This window comes from Pseudomonas sp. OTU5201 (assembly GCF_038440135.1).
Lineage (GTDB): Bacteria > Pseudomonadota > Gammaproteobacteria > Pseudomonadales > Pseudomonadaceae > Metapseudomonas > Metapseudomonas resinovorans.
In genome coordinates this window covers 13,711-30,747 of the sequence record NZ_JASATC010000016.1, presented here as the reverse complement: position 1 = coordinate 30,747, position 17,037 = coordinate 13,711, and the positions used below count along the sequence as shown (strand labels likewise).

Genomic DNA, 17,037 nt, shown 5'->3' with positions numbered 1-17,037 from the left:
TCAGATGCCTTGCACAACGCTTGGGAGGCGGCCATGCGCCAAAGCCTGCGAATCGTGATGGCCCAGCTCAATCTCCGTGTCGGCGACGTTCAAGGCAATGTCGAGCGAATCATCGAGGAAGCGAACGCTGCGCGCGAAGCCTGGGAAGCCGATGTCATTGTCTTTCCCGAGCTTTCCTTGTGCGGCTACCCACCGGAGGACTTGCTGCTGCGTTCGAGCATGCAGCGGCGTATCGAGCACGGGCTGCAGCGCCTGCGTGACGAGGTGCGCGGTATCTATCTGGTGGTGGGATACCCCTGGCTGGAAGACGAACAGCGCTACAACGCCTGCGCGGTGATCGCTGACGGACAACTACTGGCCACCTACTACAAGCAACGCCTGCCCAACTACCGGGTATTTGACGAGAAGCGCTATTTCGAGCCCGGCCACCAGCCCTGCGTGGTGGATATCAAGGGTGTGCCGGTGGCGCTGTCGATTTGCGAAGACATCTGGTTTCCCGAACCCATGGCCCAGGCACGTGCCGCCGGGGCCAGGCTGATGCTCAGTCTGAACGCCTCGCCCTTCCATCTGGACAAGCAGCTTGAACGCGAGGAGACGCTGGCCGAGCGGGTTGCCGAAGGCGAAATGCCGGTGATCTACGTGAACCAGGTTGGCGGCCAGGATGAGTTGGTGTTCGATGGTGGCAGTTTCGTCATTGATGCCAGTGGATTGATCTGCCAGCGCGCCCCCGCCTTCGTCGAGGGGCTTTATCCGGTGGATGTGCAGCTTCAGGAAGGGCGCTGGCTTCCGCGTCGGACCCACTGTGCCGAGCTACAGGAACTGGAGGCGAGCGTCTACCAGGCGCTGGTGGTGGGGGTGCGCGACTACGTCCAGAAGAACGGATTCAGGGGCGTGGTGCTGGGGCTGTCCGGCGGCATCGACTCGGCCCTGACCCTGGCCATAGCCGCTGATGCCCTGGGTGCAGAGCGCGTAGAAGCGGTGATGATGCCCTACCACTACACCGCGCAGATCAGCCTAGAAGACGCCGAGATCGAAGCGCGCTTGCTCGGCGTCACCTATCGGGTGCTGCCCATTGCTCCCGTCGTGGACGCTTTCCAGCAGGTCCTGGCTCCGGAGTTCGAGGGGTACGCACGTGACGCCAGCGAGGAGAACCTGCAGGCGCGTTGCCGTGGATCGCTGCTGATGGCGATCTCCAACAAGAAGGGCAGCCTGGTGCTGACTACCGGCAACAAGAGCGAGCTGGCGGTGGGCTATGCGACCCTTTACGGCGACATGGCCGGTGGGTTCGATGTGCTGAAGGACGTTCCCAAGAGCCTGGTGTTCCGTCTGGCCGAATACCGCAACAGCCTGGGGCCGGTGATACCGCCCCGGGTGATCGAGCGGCCGCCTTCGGCCGAGCTGGCGCCGGGGCAGCAGGACGAGGATTTGCTACCGCCATATGCGGTGCTGGACGAGATCCTCAAGCTCTACATCGAACACGACCTGTCGGCCAACGCCATCATCGCCGAAGGATTCGATGAGGACACGGTGAACCGCGTGCTGAGCATGGTGGACCGCAATGAGTACAAGCGGCGCCAGGCGGCGGTGGGTATCAGAGTGACGCAGCGGGGTTTTGGGCGGGATCGGCGTTATCCCATTACCTCGGGATGGCGATTGGGCGATTAGAGACCGTGCTGAAACGAAGAAGGGAGGCCAGTGGCCTCCCTTCTTCATACAGACACGCGGCGTTGATCAGTCGAACAGGCCGAAGGTCATGTAGCTGAACCAGGAACGGTCGCTGCTGTTGGCTTCGGACTCGTGCTCTTCTTCCTGCACCTCGTCCTGGTTCTCCGGCTGCAGTTCATCAGGGATTTCTTCCTTGGCGTTCTCGTACTGCTTGATCACGTCCTGGGCAGCGCGGGTTTCACCCGGGGGCAGCGGCGCGTCGTTCTCGATCAGGCCCAGGGTGGCCTTGGCCAGCCAGGTACGGTTGTCGGCTTCTTCTTCACGCGGCACGAACTGGCCGTCCACCAGGGTCGGGTGGTCCGGGTAGTTCAGCTTCAGGGTTTCCAGGCTGGAAGCAGCCAGGTCGTTCAGGCCCAGGCGCTGGTAAGCCTCGACCATCACGGCCAGGCCATCGCCCACGGCGGGGGTTTCCTGGAAGTTTTCCACCACGTAGCGACCACGGTTGGCGGCGGCGACATAGGCCTGGCGGGTCAGGTAGTAGTGGGCGACGTGAATTTCGTAGGCGGCCAGGAGATTGCGCAGGTAGACCATGCGCTGCTTGGCATCCGGGGCGTAGCGGCTGTTCGGGTAGCGGCTGGTGAGCTGGGCGAACTCGTTGTAGGAGTCGCGCGCGGCACCCGGGTCACGCTTGGTCATGTCCAGCGGCAAGAAACGCGCCAGCAGGCCGCGGTCCTGTTCGAAGGAGGCCAGGCCCTTCAGGTAATAGGCGTAGTCGACATTCGGATGCTGCGGGTGCAGGCGGATGAAGCGCTCGGCGGCGGACTTGGCGGCCTCCGGCTCGACGTTCTTGTAGTAGGCGTAGATCAGTTCAAGCTGGGCCTGCTCGGCGTAGCGGCCGAACGGGTAGCGGGATTCGAGGGCCTTGAGCTTGGCAATGGCGGGGGTATAGCTGCTGTTGTCCAGATCGGCCTGGGCCTGCTGATACAGCTCGGCTTCGCTCAGGTTCTCGTCCACCACTTCTTTATTGGAGGAACAGGCGGCGGTGAGGGCGAGAATGGCGATCAGCAGCAGGTGTTTCACTTGCATGGCGGCTTGCGTCCCTGTGACGGCTGGCTGTCTTGGCTGGAGCCGTCCTGTTATGATGGGCGCCCCGGAACCCCCGGGACAAAGACGCAGTATTTAACCACAAGCGCGTAACTGAAACCAAAGGCTACGCCCCCTCCGTGCAAGAGCATGTCTTCGATTACCAAGCAGGTTATTCAACTCAGCGCCGAAGTGCCGTCTGAGCTGGGCGGGCAACGTCTGGACCAGGTCGCCGCGCAACTTTTTTCCGAGCACTCCCGTTCCCGCCTTTCCGGCTGGATCAAGGATGGCCTCCTTACTGTTGACGGCAGCGTGCTGCGTCCACGGGACATCGTGCACGGCGGCGCATTGCTGGAGCTGAATGCCGAGCAGGAGTCCCAGGGCGAGTGGGTGGCCCAGGACATCGAGCTGGATATCGTCTACGAAGACGAACACCTGCTGGTGCTGGACAAGCCTGCCGGCCTGGTGGTGCATCCGGCTGCGGGGCATGCCGACGGCACCCTGCTGAATGCCCTGCTGCACCATGTGCCGGGGCTGGAGAACGTGCCACGGGCGGGCATCGTCCATCGCCTGGACAAAGACACCACCGGCCTGATGGTGGTGGCCAAGACCCTTGAAGCCCACACCAGCCTGGTCGCCCAGTTGCAGGCGCGCAGCGTGAGCCGGATTTACGAGGCGGTAGTGGTTGGTGTGATCACTTCCGGCGGCAAGGTCGATGCGCCCATCGGCCGGCATGGCCAGCAGCGCCAGCGCATGGCCGTAGTCGCAGGTGGCAAGCCGGCCGTCAGTCATTACCGTGTATTGGAGCGCTTCCGTTCCCATACCCACACCCGCGTCAAGCTGGAAACTGGCCGTACCCACCAGATCCGCGTGCACATGGCCTATGTGAATTTCCCCCTGGTCGGTGATCCCGTCTACGGCGGGCGCTTCCGCATTCCGCCGGCAGCCAGCCCGACCCTCGTGCAGACACTCAAGGAGTTCCCGCGCCAGGCCCTGCATGCGCGCTTCCTTGAGCTGGATCATCCGGCAAGCGGCGAGCGCATGAAGTGGGAGTCCCCGTTGCCGGATGATTTCGTCTGGCTACTCAGCCTGCTGCGTCAGGACCGTGAGTCCTTCGAGCAATGAGCATCTGGCTGACGCCCGACTGGCCTGCTCCGAAGAGGGTGCGGGCCTGCGTCACTACCCGTGAGGGGGGCTTCAGCCTGCCACCCTATGAAGGCCTGAACCTCGGCAGCCATGTCGAGGATGATCCACAGGCCGTTGAGCAGAATCGCCGACTGCTGACTTCTACCCTGGGTTGCCGCCCCGCCTGGCTGAGCCAGGTGCATGGTGTGCACGTGGCGCATGCTGACCCGAGCCGCGTGGACGAGGCCGACGCCAGCTGGACCGCCGAACCCGGCGTCGCCAGCGCGGTGCTGACCGCCGACTGCCTGCCGGCCCTGTTCTGCGATCGCGCCGGTACCAGGGTCGCGGCCGCCCATGCCGGTTGGCGCGGGCTGGCCAATGGGGTGATGGAGGCAACCCTCGATGCCCTGGCCTTGCCGGTGGAAGAGGTGCTGGTCTGGTTGGGGCCGGCCATTGGCCCCGCAGCATTCGAAGTCGGGCCTGAAGTGCGCAAAGCCTTCCTGGCCCATCATCCCGAGACCGGCCAGGCCTTCCGGCCCAGCGCCAACGAAGGGAAGTTCATGGCCGATATCTACCAGCTGGCGCGCATCCGCCTGGCCGCGCGCGGTGTGCAGGCCGTATATGGCGGCGGTTTCTGTACCGTCAGCGATCCGCGCTTCTATTCCTACCGCCGTGCTGCGCGCACGGGGCGTTTCGCCAGCCTCGTCTGGCTGACCGACTGACTGTGGCCCTGAGCCGCGTCCATCCTACAAATGGCCTCGCCATGATGTTGATCAATCTCACAAAGGTTGAATCGCGCAGAATCGTCCCTATCTAAGCTTCATCCCGGCGGGCTTTTCGTGTCTGGCGCCACCATCGCGCCGGCCCGCTATCTGAAGGAAGGACGAACCCATGCGAATCGACCGTTTGACCAGCAAGCTGCAACTGGCGCTCTCCGACGCCCAGTCCCTGGCGGTTGGCCACGACCACCCGGCCATCGAACCTGTACACCTGGTACTGGCCCTGCTTGACCAGCAGGGCGGTTCCATCAAACCCCTGCTGATGCAGGTGGGCTTCGACGTGGCGGCGCTGCGTCAGGGCATGACCCGCGAACTCGACCACTTGCCGAAAATCCAGAACCCCACGGGTGACGTGAACCTCTCCCAGGACTTGGCACGCCTGCTCAACCAGGCCGACCGCCTTTCCCAGCAGAAGGGCGACCAGTTCATCTCCAGCGAGCTTGTGCTGCTCGCCGCCATGGATGAAAACACTCGCCTCGGCAAGCTCCTGCTGGGCCAGGGGGTGACCCGCAAGGCGCTGGAGAATGCCATCGCCAACCTGCGGGGCGGCCAAGCCGTGAACGACCCTAATGTCGAGGAGTCGCGACAGGCGCTGGACAAGTTCACTGTCGACCTGACCAAACGTGCCGAAGAAGGCAAGCTGGACCCGGTCATTGGCCGCGACGATGAAATCCGCCGCACCATCCAGGTCCTGCAGCGCCGCACCAAGAACAATCCTGTGCTGATTGGCGAGCCCGGTGTCGGCAAGACCGCCATCGCCGAAGGCCTGGCCCAGCGCATCGTCAACGGCGAAGTACCGGATGGTCTCAAGGACAAGCGTCTGCTGTCCCTGGACATGGGGTCGCTGATCGCCGGCGCCAAGTTCCGTGGCGAGTTCGAAGAGCGTCTGAAAGGCGTGCTCAACGAGCTGGCTAAACAGGAAGGCCGGGTCATCCTCTTTATCGACGAGCTGCACACCATGGTCGGCGCCGGCAAGGCCGAGGGCGCCATGGATGCTGGCAACATGCTCAAGCCGGCACTGGCCCGTGGTGAGTTGCACTGCGTGGGCGCTACGACCCTGGACGAGTACCGCCAGTACATCGAAAAGGATGCCGCGCTGGAACGCCGCTTCCAGAAGGTCCTGGTGGACGAGCCGAGCGAGGAGGACACCATCGCCATCCTGCGTGGCCTCAAGGAGCGCTATGAAGTCCACCACGGCGTGACCATCACCGACGGCGCCATCATCGCCGCCGCCAAGCTGTCGCATCGCTACATCACTGACCGCCAACTGCCGGACAAGGCCATCGACCTGATCGACGAGGCCGCCAGCCGCATCCGCATGGAGATCGACTCCAAGCCGGAGGCGTTGGACCGTCTGGATCGTCGCCTGATCCAGTTGAAGATCGAGCGAGAGGCGCTGAAGAAGGAAGAGGACGAAGCCACCAGAAAGCGTCTGGCCAAGCTGGAGGAAGACATCTTCAAGCTGGAGCGTGAATACGCTGATCTGGAAGAGATCTGGAAGTCCGAGAAGGCCGAGGTGCAAGGCTCGGCGCAGATCCAGCAGAAGATCGAGCAAGCCCGCCAGGACATGGAGGCCGCTCGCCGCAAGGGCGACCTGCAGCGCATGGCCGAGTTGCAGTACGGCGTGATTCCGGACCTGGAACGCAGCCTGCAGATGGTCGACCAGCATGGCAAGACCGAGAACCAGCTGCTGCGCAACAAGGTTACCGACGAAGAAATCGCGGAAGTGGTCTCCAAGTGGACCGGCATTCCTGTCGCCAAGATGATGGAGGGTGAACGGGAGAAGTTGCTGCACATGGAAGAGGGCCTGCACAAGCGGGTCATCGGCCAGCACGAAGCCGTGGTCGCCGTTGCCAACGCGGTGCGCCGTTCGCGTGCTGGCCTGGCCGACCCGAATCGGCCGAGCGGTTCCTTCCTCTTCCTCGGCCCGACCGGGGTGGGCAAGACCGAGCTGTGCAAAGCGCTGGCCGAGTTCCTCTTCGATACCGAGGAGGCGCTGGTGCGCATCGACATGTCCGAGTTCATGGAGAAGCATTCCGTGGCTCGCTTGATCGGCGCACCGCCGGGCTACGTGGGTTACGAGGAAGGCGGCTACCTGACCGAAGCCGTGCGCCGCAAACCGTACTCCGTCGTGCTGATGGACGAGGTGGAGAAAGCGCACCCGGACGTCTTCAACGTGCTGCTGCAGGTACTGGAAGATGGCCGTCTGACCGACAGCCACGGCCGCACGGTGGACTTCCGAAATACCGTGATCGTGATGACCTCCAACCTCGGGTCGATGCAGATACAGGAACTGGTGGGCGACCGGGATGCACAGCGAGCGGCGGTGATGGATGCCGTGAGCGCGCACTTCCGTCCCGAGTTCATCAACCGGATCGACGAAGTGGTGGTGTTCGAGCCCCTGGGGCGCGATCAGATCAGTGGCATTGCCGAAATCCAGCTGCAACGCCTGCGCAAACGTCTGGCTGAGCGCGAGCTGAGTCTGGAACTGAGTCCGGAGTCCCTCGATAAGCTGGTTGCCGTGGGTTACGACCCGGTCTACGGCGCCCGTCCGCTGAAGCGGGCGATCCAGCGCTGGATCGAGAACCCCTTGGCCCAGCAGATTCTCGGCGGCCAGTTCGCGCCTGGCGCCACCATCACCGCCAAGGTGGAAGGCGAGGAAATCGTCTTTAGCTGATTGATGGCTGGCAAGAAAAAGCCCCGCGAGACTGCGGGGCTTTTTCATGGTTGTCGTTCGGGCTATGGCACGCGAATGAACTGCAACAGGTCTTCCAGGATGGCGGCCTGCTCGTCGGCAATGTCGATGATATGAAAACCTGCCCAGCAATTGCGCTGGTCTTCACCCATGCGCGTCCACAGGCAGTCGGCGCCCAGGCGGATATCCTCCAGGCCCTCCACCCAGGTCAGCGGGACCAATCGGCATTCCCAGACCGAGTCGGCGACAAGCGGCAGCTCACTCAGCAGCATGAAGCCATCCATCGACAGGTCGACGATGCGGCCCAAGCGTTGCCCCGAATGCAGATCGAATACTTCCAACTGCAACTCGGTGGCATGACGGTTGTGCTGGCGACGTTCTTCCATGGTGGACTCCTACTGCGGACTCAGGAGGTACGGCCGGTGAAGCGTTGCAGCACCCGGTAGATGGCGCCAAGGGCGCGGTCTACCAACGGGGCGCTGCGTTCCGGCGGGACCAGGCGGGCCAATCCTTGCTCCATGTCCATGGCCAGCTGCGTGATAGGCATGATTGCCACACGCTGGCCGCTATGGTCGACGAACATGTAGTTGCGGGTGGTTGGGCTGTACCACGACAGCTTGAGGGGGCGAACACTCGGGCCATCGATGAACTCAAACCAGGTGCCGAACTCCAGGCGGGACAGCTCCCTGATCAGCGCCTGGGCGTTGTTGGAGAGGCTGACTGGCCGTGGGATGGCGGCCAGCTCGGCGTCTTCGCCGAGCATTTCGCCCAATTTGCTTTCCGGCAGCGGGCTTTCAATGCGTGCTGCCACCTGGGGTTGCTGCGATTGCACGGCGTGCTGGCAGGCCACCAGATCCTGGAGCAGGCGACGGATGCCGTCCTCGTGGTAACCGCCCAACAGTTCCAGGCCATTGCGCAAATCTTCCAGCATAGGGATGCGCAGCTGCTGAAGTCGGGCGCGGCCATCACTGTCCTGCGGGGTGCCGCTCCAGGCTAACTGCTCGGCGACTTCCACTGAACGCTGCCATTCGTTGCTGCGATCGCCATGGCGCAGCAGGACGAACACCAGGACGTCGGTCCAGGTGAGTTCGAGGAAGTGCTGGATGATTCCCGGCAGCTCGAGACCGGCCAGGATTCGTCCGATCGTATCGACAGCTTGCTGGCGGGCACCGAGCAGCTTGTCGCGGCCCTTGGCGGCTTCCACGGCACGTTGCTCGCGCAGTTCCACCTTGTGCCGCAGGGTGCCGGTGTATTCGTTGAACTCGTCCAGCAGGCTGTCGAATAGCAGCAGGTCGCCGCTGAAGCCATGGACGACGCGCTCGACCACCCAGTGCATTTTCGCCAGCAGCCCGCGCTCCTCGCCTTCGCTGGTATAGAGCACGCCGGCTTGGGCCATGTTGTTGAGCAGGCGGCGGGCCGGGTGGTGATGCTGGGTGAAGAGCGCCTTGTCCTGCAGGGCGACCTTCAAGTAGGGCGTGTGCAGGTGGGAGAGGGCGGTCTTGTAGATATCCGCCAGATTGTCATCGTCGAGAATGAAGTCGAAGAGCATGCCCACCAGGTCGATCACATCCGCTTCGTAGTCGGACAGCTTCTGCTGGCCCGGCAGGCTGCTATGGCTTTCCAGTTGTTGTTGCAGGTCGGCTTTCAGGCCGTCGACGCGCTGCGGCTGACGCAACTTGCTGGCCAGATCCTGGGCCGACTGTTGTTGCAGGCGGTTCAGCGCTTCCAGCAGTTCCGCCGCGCTGTAGGTGCGGGTTGCGCCTCGTGGGGCAAAGCTCGAGATGCTCGGGGTTCCGCCGGGGAGCGGAGCGTCGCTGTGGTGCATGCGGCGCTCGCCCAGCAGGGCGGCCAGTCCGCTGAACAGTTGGCCGGGATCGCTCGGTGGTGCGCCGGTCAGGTCCAGTGGGCCGCTTGCCTGGGGAGCGGGTGGCGTTTGAGTGGGCGGTTGCGCCGCTTGCTCCCCGGGTGGTGCCTTACCCGCTGCCGATGAGGGCGGATGGGGCACACTGGTGGAACGCTGCACGCTGTACTTGAGGTTGGGCAGCACGCCGGCCTGGATCAACCGTTGGTTGAGGGCCTCATAGACGCTGTCCAGGCCACGCATCACATGCTGGTCGAAAAGCATATAGAGGATGGTCTTGATCCGCAGCGGGAAGGGGTGGGGCTCCAGCGCTTCGCGGAAGGCCAGTGCCACAGCCTGCGGGCCGAACGGGTTGTCGTCGTCTCCCAGCTTGCGCCCGCCGTTGAGTACCGCCAGGCGCTGATCGAGGGCGAACAGAGACTGTGAACAACGCGACTTGACTCGGCTGACCATATTGGTGACCAGCAGGCTTTCTTCGTACTCCTCGTTTTCCATCAGCTGGAGCTGGTCGGCATCCAGCTCGCCGGCTTTCAGCTCGGGCGTCAGCTTGCCGCCGAGGAAGTCTTCGAAACGCTTGGCGATACGCTGGTGGTACGCGCGTTCTATTTGTGGGCGTTGCTTGCGGATGTCCCGCATGCTGTCGAAGAACAGCGTCTGGACCTGATTGTTCTCGGCCTTCTCGGCGCATTCGAAGAGCGTGTCGTCAACCTGGCCGAAAACCCCCGTCAGATGTTCTGCCAACCGGTTCATCACCAGCTTGCGGCAGCTTTGCACCAAATCACCGAAGCGCGGTTGTATACCGCGGCTGGCCAGGGTCGTCACGGGGCCGGGAGGAGTTGGGGGTCGATCCTGATTGCTCATAGCCGTCCTGTAGGGAGACAGGTCGCGACCACGACCTGCAACGATCTCGCCACGGCTCAGGTATAGCACTCGACCGGTCTTCTGCAAATCATTGTAGGAATTCGTTTTTTAGGGGGTTGACAGGCGGTTCTGGAACCGTAAAATGGCGCGCCTCTGAAGCGCTAAACCAAAACGGTGAGGCGACAAAGAGTTGGAAGACCGAAGTTCCGCGATAGCTCAGTCGGTAGAGCAAATGACTGTTAATCATTGGGTCCCTGGTTCGAGTCCAGGTCGCGGAGCCAACTTCCATACGGGGTATAGCGCAGTCCGGTAGCGCGCCTGCTTTGGGAGCAGGATGTCGGGAGTTCGAATCTCTCTACCCCGACCACCTCACATTTGGGTCGTTAGCTCAGTCGGTAGAGCAGTTGGCTTTTAACCAATTGGTCGTAGGTTCGAATCCTACACGACCCACCATACAAGACCTCTCGGGAGGTCCGAAGAAGCGGTAAGGCGAAAGCCTTGCCGCTTTTTTGTTTGTCTCGATTTCTTGAGTCGCTGCAGCTTTGAGGAGAGGAAGGAATCCGGCTTTCGGATTCCTTCCTGGCCGAGCCCTGGTCAGTGCAATTTCAGACGCGGGTCCGTGCTACGGCCGATGCGGTCGCTAAGCATCAGCAGGCCAGTGCGGAAGGCGCCGTACAGGGCCATCTGGTGCATGCGGTAGAGCGAGATGTAGAACATCCGTGCCAGCCAGCCTTCCAGCTTCACGCTGCCCATCAGGTTACCCATGAGATTGCCCACCGCGCTGAAGCTCGAAAGCGAGATCAGCGAGCCGTAGTCCTTGTACTGATAGTCCGGCAGGGGCTGGCCTTGCAGGCGCAGCTTGAACGACTTCACCAACAGTGAGGCTTGCTGGTGCGCAGCCTGCGCGCGCGGCGGCACATTGCGCTCGGTGCCGTCCCCCATCGGGCAGGCGGCGCAGTCGCCGAAGGCGAAGATGTCGTCATCGCGGGTGGTCTGCAGGGTCGGGCGTACCACCAACTGGTTGATGCGGTTGCTTTCCAGTCCGTCCAGGTCCTTCAGGAACGCGGGGGCGCGGATGCCTGCGGCCCAGACCTTGAGGCTGGCCGGAATGTTTTCGCCTTGGGCGGTCCTCAAGCCATCGGCCGTGACCTCTTTGACCGCAGCGCCGGTCATCACCGTGACGCCGAGCTTCTCCAGTGTGCTGTGTACCGGGGCGCTGATGCGCTCCGGCAGGGCTGGCAGCACGCGTGGGCCGGCCTCGATCAGCGTGATGCGCATGTTTTCCGGCTGGATGCGATCCAGGCCGTAGGCGGCCAGTTCGTGAGCGGCGTGGTGCAACTCCGCGGCGAGTTCGACGCCAGTCGCGCCGGCGCCGACGATGGCGACACTGATCTGGTCGTTGGCGTTCTGCTGGGCGTGGGCGCGCAGATAGTGGCTGAGCAGCTTGCGGTGAAAACGCTCGGCCTGCTCGCGGGTGTCGAGGAAGATGCAGTGTTGGGCCGCGCCCTCGGTGCCGAAGTCGTTGGTAGTGCTGCCGACCGCAATGACCAGGCTGTCGTAGTCCAGTTCGCGGGCAGGCACCAGCTCGCGCCCATCTTCATCGTGGGTGGCGGCCAGCTGGATGACCTTGCGCTTGCGGTCCAGCCCGCTCATGCGGCCGAGTTGGAACTCGAAGTGGTTCCACTTGGCCTGGGCGACATAGTTCAGCTCGTTCTCGGTGGAGTTCAGCGAGCCGGCCGCCACTTCGTGAAGCAGGGGTTTCCAGATATGAGTGAGGTTGGCATCGGCCAGGACAATCTTGGCCAGGCCTTTCTTGCCGAGGGTTCTACCCAGACGGGTAGCGAGCTCCAGGCCGCCGGCGCCGCCGCCGACGATCACGATACGATGGGACATGGGAAAGTCTCGCAAGGCTATAGGAATGCTTTGTCGCCGAGGGCGAGCGCAGGAGGCAGCTCATAGCACCAGTCGGCTCAGGAGGCGGCTTAGGAGGCCCAGGACGACGACGATGGCCAGCACTACCCACAGCAGGCGCCACGGGCGGAACGGCTGGCGTTCCACCTGGTGCTGGGGGAGGTTCAGGTACTGGTCGACCTTTTGCTGGTCTTCGGGCGTCAGGCGGCTGGGCATGGGGGCCTCGACTTTGTAGTGGTGGGCATTCTAGCCGGCGAATTCACAGGGGCTCAACGCGCGGCGGGGTAAATTTGCACGAAGCCGGTCAAAGACCGACTCCTACGTCGAAAAGAATGGTCCGACCGAGGTTGCTGCGCAGGAAATCCGGTGCGTCGCCATGGGCGAAGAGCACCCGTGCGAAGTTCGACCCTACCAGCGACAGCGAGCGCCAGCCCTGGCGCAAGTATTCGGTGGGGGGTGGAAACGGGCTGTTGAAGTCGGGTGTGGCGCGCTTGAGGTTGACAAAGGCCAGCAGGTCGAGCTCGCCCAGGTCGAGGCCCCGCTCATCATAATTGCGGGCTTTCTTGCGCAGGGTTGGCGCCAGGCGTGCCTGGAGCTCGGCGGCGGCGATGCGCTTTGGGCGACTTTCCCGGCGCACCAGTTGAGCCAGGGAAAAGGCGCTGCGCCGCCGTTCCAGTTCGGCGCGCCATTCCTCGTTAAGTCGGCGCCCCTCGTCCAGCACGAAGAACACCTCGAAGTTGGCTTCGCGGAACTGCACGTCCGGCGGTTCCTGACTGGCACTGAACTCGTCGAGTCGATAGGGCAGGTTGAGCGCCTGCAGGAGTCGCTGGCAGACCCAGCGCTCGCGCTCCCACTTGCGCGCATTCGACAGAAAGTCGTTGGCTTGCTCGGCCTGCCGCGTCAGCAGGCGCAGGTAGTCGGACTCGTTCATGTTCCGCAGCTTAGCCTTCCGGCCAGGGCTCTGGGTACCCCCCGACGCTCCAGCGGAGCGGCTGTCGCGACAAATGCGCGCAGGTTGCCTGATGCTGGCGCGGTGTAAACTTTCAAGACCTGCCGGGAGTCCACGATGCGCATTCGCCCCATCACTGCCGCCGACCATACCGCCCTGCTCGAGCTGTGGCGCCGCACGCCGGGAATCCGATTGCGCGCGGAGGATGAGCTGGAGCCCTTCTGCGCGTATCTGCAGCGCAATCCCGATCTCTGCCTACTGCTCGAGGACGATCATGGTCGGGTAGCCGGTAGCCTGTTGGTCGGGCATGACGGGCGCCGAGGCTACCTGCAGCACCTGGTGGTCGACGGGCCATTTCGCGGCAAGGGCTGGGCCCGGGCCTTGCTGCAGGAGGCGCTGCGACGCCTGGCAATTCTGGGTATCCGCAAGTCCCACGTGTTCGTCCTGGAGGATGCGCCCGAGGCGCTGGCCTTCTGGCACATGCAGCGGGGCTGGTCGGAGCGTGAGGACATTCGGGTTTACTCGACCACTGGAGACTGATTCGATGCGGATCTGCCTTGGCTTGATGCTTTACCTGCTGGCTACCTTCAGCCATGCGTTAGAGGTAGGTGAGCGACTGTCACCCTGGACCTTGCTGGACCAATACGACCAGCCGTACAGCCTGGATGATGGATTGCAGGTGCTGCTGGTCGCCCGCGACATGGACGGCAACAAGCTGGTCAAGGCCGCTCTGGAGGGCCAGCCCAAGGGCTATCTCGAAGCCCGCCATGCGGTGTTCGTGGCCGATATCAGCCGTATGCCTTCGCTGGTCTCTTCGATGTTCGCCGTGCCCGCCATGCGTGACTACCACTATCGCGTCCTGCTGGACCGTGAATCCCGCGTCGCCAGCCGCTATCCGGGGGAGGCGTCCCGTGTGCTCTGGCTGCGGCTTGATCACGGCACGCTTACGGAGCAGAAGGAATTCAGTGATGCCGCGGCGCTTCGTGCCGCCCTGGAGTCACTGGCGCCGTGATTGCCGCTGAACTCCTGTCCACGGAATCCCTTTCGCTCGGTTGGGCCATCTACCTGCCGGCCATAGCCTGGGCGATATGGCGCGCACCCTGGGTCGAGCTGTTCAGCGATTCCCGTCGGCAACACCTGCTGTTCGGCACGGTGCTGGTGGTCTTCCTGCTTTGGCTGATGCGACGGGACTTCGACTCGGGGGTGTCCTACCACTTCATCGGCATGACCGCCGTAACCCTATTGCTGGATTGGCCGCTGGCGGTGCTGAGCGGCCTGGCTGCACAGGTGGCGCTATTGATGCTGGGCAAGCAAGACCTGGCCGCTCTCGGCGTCAACGGCGCCCTCCTGGTGCTGTTGCCCGTGCTGGTCACCGAGCTGTGCGCGAAATGGGTCGAGCATTACCAGCCCCGCAACCTGTTCGTGTACATCTTCTGCTGCGGATTCTTTCCGGCGGCCCTGGCGGCGCTGCTCTGCGTGCTGGTCGGGCTGGGCCTGCTGTGGATGGATGGCGTCTTCCCCATGCCGCCCTGGCTGGAGGATTTCATTGGCTACCTCTGGCTGGTGATGTTCCCGGAAGCCTTTATCAACGGCACGGCCGTGACCGCCCTGGTGGTGTTTTGCCCGGATTGGCTGGAGACCTTCAACCGCACCCGTTACCTCCAGGCGCCCTGGAAGGATGACGACACGCCGCGTTGATCACCCGGGATTCGCCCGCCTTATCCCCGGCTGACACCTGATTTGCGTCAAGGAACTCATGCCGCTCGGTTTCGTAGCGTGGATGGCGCTTTTCCATCGGCTATGTCTGCGTTACGCGTCGTAGCCAGCTCCTACAAGGCTCTTGGCCGGAGGGTAAATCGCTCGCAACAGCTAACGCAGACATAGCGTTTCCATCCACCAACATGAGGGGAAGACGACATGGGGATTCACGACTGGGCAAGAACCGCCCTGGAGCAGAGCCTGGAGGCAGCAAAACGCGACGGTTTCAGTGACGAGTTGGCGCTACGCGCCCTGCTGAGTGCCGTCGTCGAACGCAGTGCAACGCTGCGCCCGGCAGATGATCTGGCCCAGGAACTGACCTTCCTGGCGGACAACCTCGACCCGGAGCGGGACTACGGTTTCATGCGCCCTTGAGGGCGGTGTAGGGAGCGTCTCGGAGCCGGCTGGCAAATCGTAGCCCGGATGAAATCCGGGAGCGGCGGTTGGACTTTCCCCGGATTTCATCCGGGCTACCGACTCACCGCCGAACGTGTAGGAGCGAGCTTGCTCGCGAACAATCCGAGCATGATCTTTCGCGAGCAAGAACTCGGCGTCCCTCGCTCCTGCAGAAACCCCGACTTCATCCTGCTAATCGGTGCATTTCAATCGTCACAGGCAGAGCCGGTGACTCATGACCACGCCCCAGGGACGTGGTTTCCCACGTTCAAATCAGTGCTCGCGCGGCGGCAGGTCGCCGGAGAAAAGTTCGTCTTCCGTATTGTTGCCGGGAATCGCATGTTCTTCGGCGGCCCAGGCCCCCAGATCAATCAGCTTGCAGCGTTCGGAGCAGAAAGGACGGGACGGGCTTTGCGGGCCCCATTCCACCGGAGCGCCGCAAGTCGGGCACTCCACAGTGACGGGTTGGCTCATGGCTGGCCTCCTCGCAGGGTCAGGTAGAAGTTATGCAGACGCTCCACTTCGGCGCGCAGCCAGTTCAGGTCGCGGTCGTTCAGCAGCACGTCATGGGCATGCTTCAGCCGTTCTTCACGGCTGGCTTGTACCTTCAATATGGCTTGGACCTGCTCTTCAGGCACCTTGTCGCGTTGCATGGTGCGCTGAACCTGCGCGATCTCCGGCGCATCGACCAGCAGCACGCGCTGGGTAAAGCGATGCTGGCCGGACTCGACCAGCAGCGGCGAGACGAGAATGGCGTAAGGGGACTCTGCGCGCGCCAGGTACTGGCTGATCTCCTGGCCAATCAGCGGATGCAGCAGGCTTTCCAGCCAGCGGCGCTCGTCCGCGTTCTCGAAGATGCGCTGGCGCAGCGCGGCGCGGTCCAATTGGCCGTCAGCCTGCAGCATGTCGCTGCCGAAATGCTCGGCGATCTTCGCCAGGGCAGGGCGGCCGGGCTCCACTACCCAGCGCGCAGCCTGGTCGGCATCCACCAGATGCACACCAAGCTCGCTGAAATGGGCTGCGACGGCGCTTTTACCGCTACCGATGCCGCCTGTAAGGCCAAGAATCCAGGGTTTGTTCATTTGAAACCGGCGAACTGCAAATAGGTCGCCGTTATTTGATCACCCCAGAGCAGTGCAATCCAGCCGGCAAGCGCCAGATAGGGACCGAAGGGGATGGGGGTGGCCGTGTCCTGATTACGCAGGCGCAGCATGATCAGGCCCAGCACGGCGCCCACCAGGGACGACAGCAGGATGGTCAGCGGCAAGACCTGCCAGCCACCCCAGGCGCCGAGCATCGCCAGCAGCTTGAAGTCGCCGTGCCCCATGCCCTCTTTGCCCGTTACCAACTTGAACAGCCAGTACACCGACCACAGGCTCAAATAGCCAGCCACCGCGCCCCAGAGTGCATCCTCCAGGCTGGTAAACAGGCCCTGGCTATTGAGAATCAGCCCCAGCCACAGCAGCGGCAGGACCAGCACATCGGGCAGCAACTGGTGGTCGACGTCGATCAGGCTCATCGCCAGCAGGCCCCAGGTCAGCACCAGAAAGGAACCGGCCTGCCAGTTAAAGCCAAAATGCCAGGCCACATAGGCCGACAACAGACCGCACGCCAACTCCACCAGCGGGTAGCGCTTGCTGATGGGCGCCTTGCAGGAAGAACACTTGCCGCCCAGCGCCAGGTAACTCACCAGCGGGATGTTTTCCCAGGCGCGAATCTCATGGCTGCACTGCGGGCAGCGGGAATTCGGCAGGATCAGGTTGAACACCGGCCCCTTTGGCTCGGCCGGCAGGCTCAGCACCTCGCGGGCCTGCTCCTGCCAGTCGCGCAGCATCATCTGCGGCAGGCGGTGGATCACCACATTGAGGAAGCTGCCCAGCAGCAGGCCAAGCAGCAGCGCGCAGAAAACAAAGGCCAGCGCATGGCTGGCCAGAAACTCGATCAACTGCATGGT

Annotated in this window: 17 protein-coding genes and 3 tRNA genes; 11 read left to right on the top strand and 9 right to left on the bottom strand. The window is 63.2% G+C overall.

Annotated features, from left to right (window positions below):
• Window positions 1–33: 33 nt before the first annotated feature.
• Window positions 34–1,665, top strand: a complete 1,632-nt coding sequence (locus AAHM40_RS12090; RefSeq protein WP_342244859.1) for an NAD+ synthase — start codon at window positions 34–36, stop codon at window positions 1,663–1,665.
• A gap of 66 nt (window positions 1,666–1,731) precedes the next feature.
• Here AAHM40_RS12090 and AAHM40_RS12085 read toward each other — a convergent pair whose 3' ends face one another.
• On the bottom strand, window positions 1,732–2,751 hold the full coding sequence (locus AAHM40_RS12085; protein WP_342244858.1) for an outer membrane protein assembly factor BamD: 1,020 nt from the start codon (window positions 2,749–2,751) through the stop codon (window positions 1,732–1,734).
• A 147-nt stretch (window positions 2,752–2,898) separates the two neighbouring features.
• Here AAHM40_RS12085 and rluD point away from each other — a divergent pair, with 147 nt between their 5' ends.
• The 3 genes from rluD (at window position 2,899) to clpB (ending at window position 7,329) form a co-directional block, all read left to right on the top strand.
• On the top strand, window positions 2,899–3,873 hold the full coding sequence (gene rluD, locus AAHM40_RS12080; RefSeq protein WP_342244857.1) for a 23S rRNA pseudouridine(1911/1915/1917) synthase RluD: 975 nt from the start codon (window positions 2,899–2,901) through the stop codon (window positions 3,871–3,873).
• Window positions 3,870–4,595, top strand: coding sequence for a peptidoglycan editing factor PgeF (gene pgeF / locus AAHM40_RS12075; RefSeq protein WP_342244856.1), 726 nt, complete (start codon window positions 3,870–3,872; stop codon window positions 4,593–4,595). Before rluD ends, pgeF begins: the two co-directional genes overlap by 4 nt.
• Before the next feature lie 169 nt (window positions 4,596–4,764).
• Window positions 4,765–7,329 carry an ATP-dependent chaperone ClpB gene (clpB, locus tag AAHM40_RS12070; protein ID WP_342244855.1) on the top strand — a complete coding sequence of 855 codons (2,565 nt, stop codon included), beginning with the start codon at window positions 4,765–4,767 and terminating at the stop codon, window positions 7,327–7,329.
• A gap of 62 nt (window positions 7,330–7,391) precedes the next feature.
• Here the strand turns inward: clpB and AAHM40_RS12065 are convergent, their stop codons facing one another.
• Complete coding sequence (locus tag AAHM40_RS12065; protein WP_342244854.1) at window positions 7,392–7,733, bottom strand: PilZ domain-containing protein; 342 nt, start codon at window positions 7,731–7,733, stop codon at window positions 7,392–7,394.
• A 20-nt stretch (window positions 7,734–7,753) separates the two neighbouring features.
• Window positions 7,754–10,069 (bottom strand): DUF1631 domain-containing protein, encoded by a 2,316-nt coding sequence (locus AAHM40_RS12060; RefSeq protein WP_342244853.1) that lies wholly within the window; start codon window positions 10,067–10,069, stop codon window positions 7,754–7,756.
• Between the two features lie 205 nt (window positions 10,070–10,274).
• Between AAHM40_RS12060 and AAHM40_RS12055 the strand changes: the two genes are divergently transcribed.
• The 3 genes from AAHM40_RS12055 (at window position 10,275) to AAHM40_RS12045 (ending at window position 10,522) form a co-directional block, all read left to right on the top strand.
• A tRNA-Asn gene (locus tag AAHM40_RS12055) sits at window positions 10,275–10,350 on the top strand.
• Between the two features lie 9 nt (window positions 10,351–10,359).
• Window positions 10,360–10,436: transfer RNA gene (locus AAHM40_RS12050), tRNA-Pro, on the top strand.
• 10 nt (window positions 10,437–10,446) lie between these two features.
• Window positions 10,447–10,522: transfer RNA gene (locus AAHM40_RS12045), tRNA-Lys, on the top strand.
• Window positions 10,523–10,663: 141 nt separating this feature from the next.
• On the opposite strand, the gene AAHM40_RS12040 is transcribed toward AAHM40_RS12045, so the two are convergent.
• From AAHM40_RS12040 to AAHM40_RS12030, 3 genes are all read right to left on the bottom strand, one after another.
• The gene (locus AAHM40_RS12040) at window positions 10,664–11,962 is read right to left on the bottom strand and encodes an NAD(P)/FAD-dependent oxidoreductase (RefSeq protein ID WP_342244852.1); all 1,299 of its coding nucleotides are present in this window, start codon (window positions 11,960–11,962) and stop codon (window positions 10,664–10,666) included.
• Window positions 11,963–12,022: 60 nt separating this feature from the next.
• Window positions 12,023–12,196, bottom strand: coding sequence for a DUF3094 family protein (locus tag AAHM40_RS12035; RefSeq protein ID WP_342244851.1), 174 nt, complete (start codon window positions 12,194–12,196; stop codon window positions 12,023–12,025).
• A gap of 88 nt (window positions 12,197–12,284) precedes the next feature.
• Window positions 12,285–12,911, bottom strand: a complete 627-nt coding sequence (locus AAHM40_RS12030; RefSeq protein WP_342244850.1) for a DUF1780 domain-containing protein — start codon at window positions 12,909–12,911, stop codon at window positions 12,285–12,287.
• A 135-nt stretch (window positions 12,912–13,046) separates the two neighbouring features.
• Between AAHM40_RS12030 and AAHM40_RS12025 the strand changes: the two genes are divergently transcribed.
• The 4 genes from AAHM40_RS12025 (at window position 13,047) to AAHM40_RS12010 (ending at window position 15,062) form a co-directional block, all read left to right on the top strand.
• A complete protein-coding gene (locus AAHM40_RS12025) occupies window positions 13,047–13,469 on the top strand; it encodes a GNAT family N-acetyltransferase (protein WP_137821070.1) in 423 nt (140 codons plus the stop codon).
• 4 nt (window positions 13,470–13,473) lie between these two features.
• Window positions 13,474–13,941: an FAD/FMN-containing dehydrogenase gene (locus AAHM40_RS12020; protein WP_342244849.1), complete on the top strand. Its 468-nt coding sequence runs from the start codon at window positions 13,474–13,476 to the stop codon at window positions 13,939–13,941.
• Window positions 13,938–14,627 carry an energy-coupling factor ABC transporter permease gene (locus AAHM40_RS12015; protein WP_342244848.1) on the top strand — a complete coding sequence of 230 codons (690 nt, stop codon included), beginning with the start codon at window positions 13,938–13,940 and terminating at the stop codon, window positions 14,625–14,627. Before AAHM40_RS12020 ends, AAHM40_RS12015 begins: the two co-directional genes overlap by 4 nt.
• 219 nt (window positions 14,628–14,846) lie before the next feature.
• Window positions 14,847–15,062, top strand: coding sequence for a hypothetical protein (locus tag AAHM40_RS12010; protein ID WP_342244847.1), 216 nt, complete (start codon window positions 14,847–14,849; stop codon window positions 15,060–15,062).
• A 294-nt stretch (window positions 15,063–15,356) separates the two neighbouring features.
• Here AAHM40_RS12010 and yacG read toward each other — a convergent pair whose 3' ends face one another.
• The 3 genes from yacG to AAHM40_RS11995 are packed head-to-tail and all read right to left on the bottom strand — an operon-like array spanning window position 15,357 to window position 17,034.
• Window positions 15,357–15,557, bottom strand: coding sequence for a DNA gyrase inhibitor YacG (gene yacG, locus AAHM40_RS12005; protein WP_342244846.1), 201 nt, complete (start codon window positions 15,555–15,557; stop codon window positions 15,357–15,359).
• Window positions 15,554–16,165 carry a dephospho-CoA kinase gene (gene coaE / locus AAHM40_RS12000; protein ID WP_342244845.1) on the bottom strand — a complete coding sequence of 204 codons (612 nt, stop codon included), beginning with the start codon at window positions 16,163–16,165 and terminating at the stop codon, window positions 15,554–15,556. Before coaE ends, yacG begins: the two co-directional genes overlap by 4 nt.
• Complete coding sequence (locus AAHM40_RS11995) at window positions 16,162–17,034, bottom strand: prepilin peptidase (RefSeq protein ID WP_342244844.1); 873 nt, start codon at window positions 17,032–17,034, stop codon at window positions 16,162–16,164. The genes coaE and AAHM40_RS11995 overlap by 4 nt, the downstream gene beginning before the upstream one ends.
• Between the last annotated feature and the right edge of the window lie 3 nt (window positions 17,035–17,037).

What these genes read in the sequence shown, in the direction of transcription:
- clpB (WP_342244855.1), top strand. Translation starts at nt 4,765, where the DNA reads ATGCGAATCGACCGTTTGACCAGCAAGCTGCAACTGGCGCTCTCCGAC.
- rluD (WP_342244857.1), top strand. Translation starts at nt 2,899, where the DNA reads ATGTCTTCGATTACCAAGCAGGTTATTCAACTCAGCGCCGAAGTGCCG.
- AAHM40_RS12035 (WP_342244851.1), bottom strand. Translation starts at nt 12,196, where the DNA reads ATGCCCAGCCGCCTGACGCCCGAAGACCAGCAAAAGGTCGACCAGTAC.
- AAHM40_RS12040 (WP_342244852.1), bottom strand. Translation starts at nt 11,962, where the DNA reads ATGTCCCATCGTATCGTGATCGTCGGCGGCGGCGCCGGCGGCCTGGAG.
- AAHM40_RS11995 (WP_342244844.1), bottom strand. Translation starts at nt 17,034, where the DNA reads ATGCAGTTGATCGAGTTTCTGGCCAGCCATGCGCTGGCCTTTGTTTTC.
- AAHM40_RS12065 (WP_342244854.1), bottom strand. Translation starts at nt 7,733, where the DNA reads ATGGAAGAACGTCGCCAGCACAACCGTCATGCCACCGAGTTGCAGTTG.
- AAHM40_RS12030 (WP_342244850.1), bottom strand. Translation starts at nt 12,911, where the DNA reads ATGAACGAGTCCGACTACCTGCGCCTGCTGACGCGGCAGGCCGAGCAA.
- AAHM40_RS12060 (WP_342244853.1), bottom strand. Translation starts at nt 10,069, where the DNA reads ATGAGCAATCAGGATCGACCCCCAACTCCTCCCGGCCCCGTGACGACC.
- AAHM40_RS12020 (WP_342244849.1), top strand. Translation starts at nt 13,474, where the DNA reads ATGCGGATCTGCCTTGGCTTGATGCTTTACCTGCTGGCTACCTTCAGC.
- yacG (WP_342244846.1), bottom strand. Translation starts at nt 15,557, where the DNA reads ATGAGCCAACCCGTCACTGTGGAGTGCCCGACTTGCGGCGCTCCGGTG.
- pgeF (WP_342244856.1), top strand. Translation starts at nt 3,870, where the DNA reads ATGAGCATCTGGCTGACGCCCGACTGGCCTGCTCCGAAGAGGGTGCGG.
- coaE (WP_342244845.1), bottom strand. Translation starts at nt 16,165, where the DNA reads ATGAACAAACCCTGGATTCTTGGCCTTACAGGCGGCATCGGTAGCGGT.
- AAHM40_RS12010 (WP_342244847.1), top strand. Translation starts at nt 14,847, where the DNA reads ATGGGGATTCACGACTGGGCAAGAACCGCCCTGGAGCAGAGCCTGGAG.
- AAHM40_RS12090 (WP_342244859.1), top strand. Translation starts at nt 34, where the DNA reads ATGCGCCAAAGCCTGCGAATCGTGATGGCCCAGCTCAATCTCCGTGTC.
- AAHM40_RS12025 (WP_137821070.1), top strand. Translation starts at nt 13,047, where the DNA reads ATGCGCATTCGCCCCATCACTGCCGCCGACCATACCGCCCTGCTCGAG.
- AAHM40_RS12085 (WP_342244858.1), bottom strand. Translation starts at nt 2,751, where the DNA reads ATGCAAGTGAAACACCTGCTGCTGATCGCCATTCTCGCCCTCACCGCC.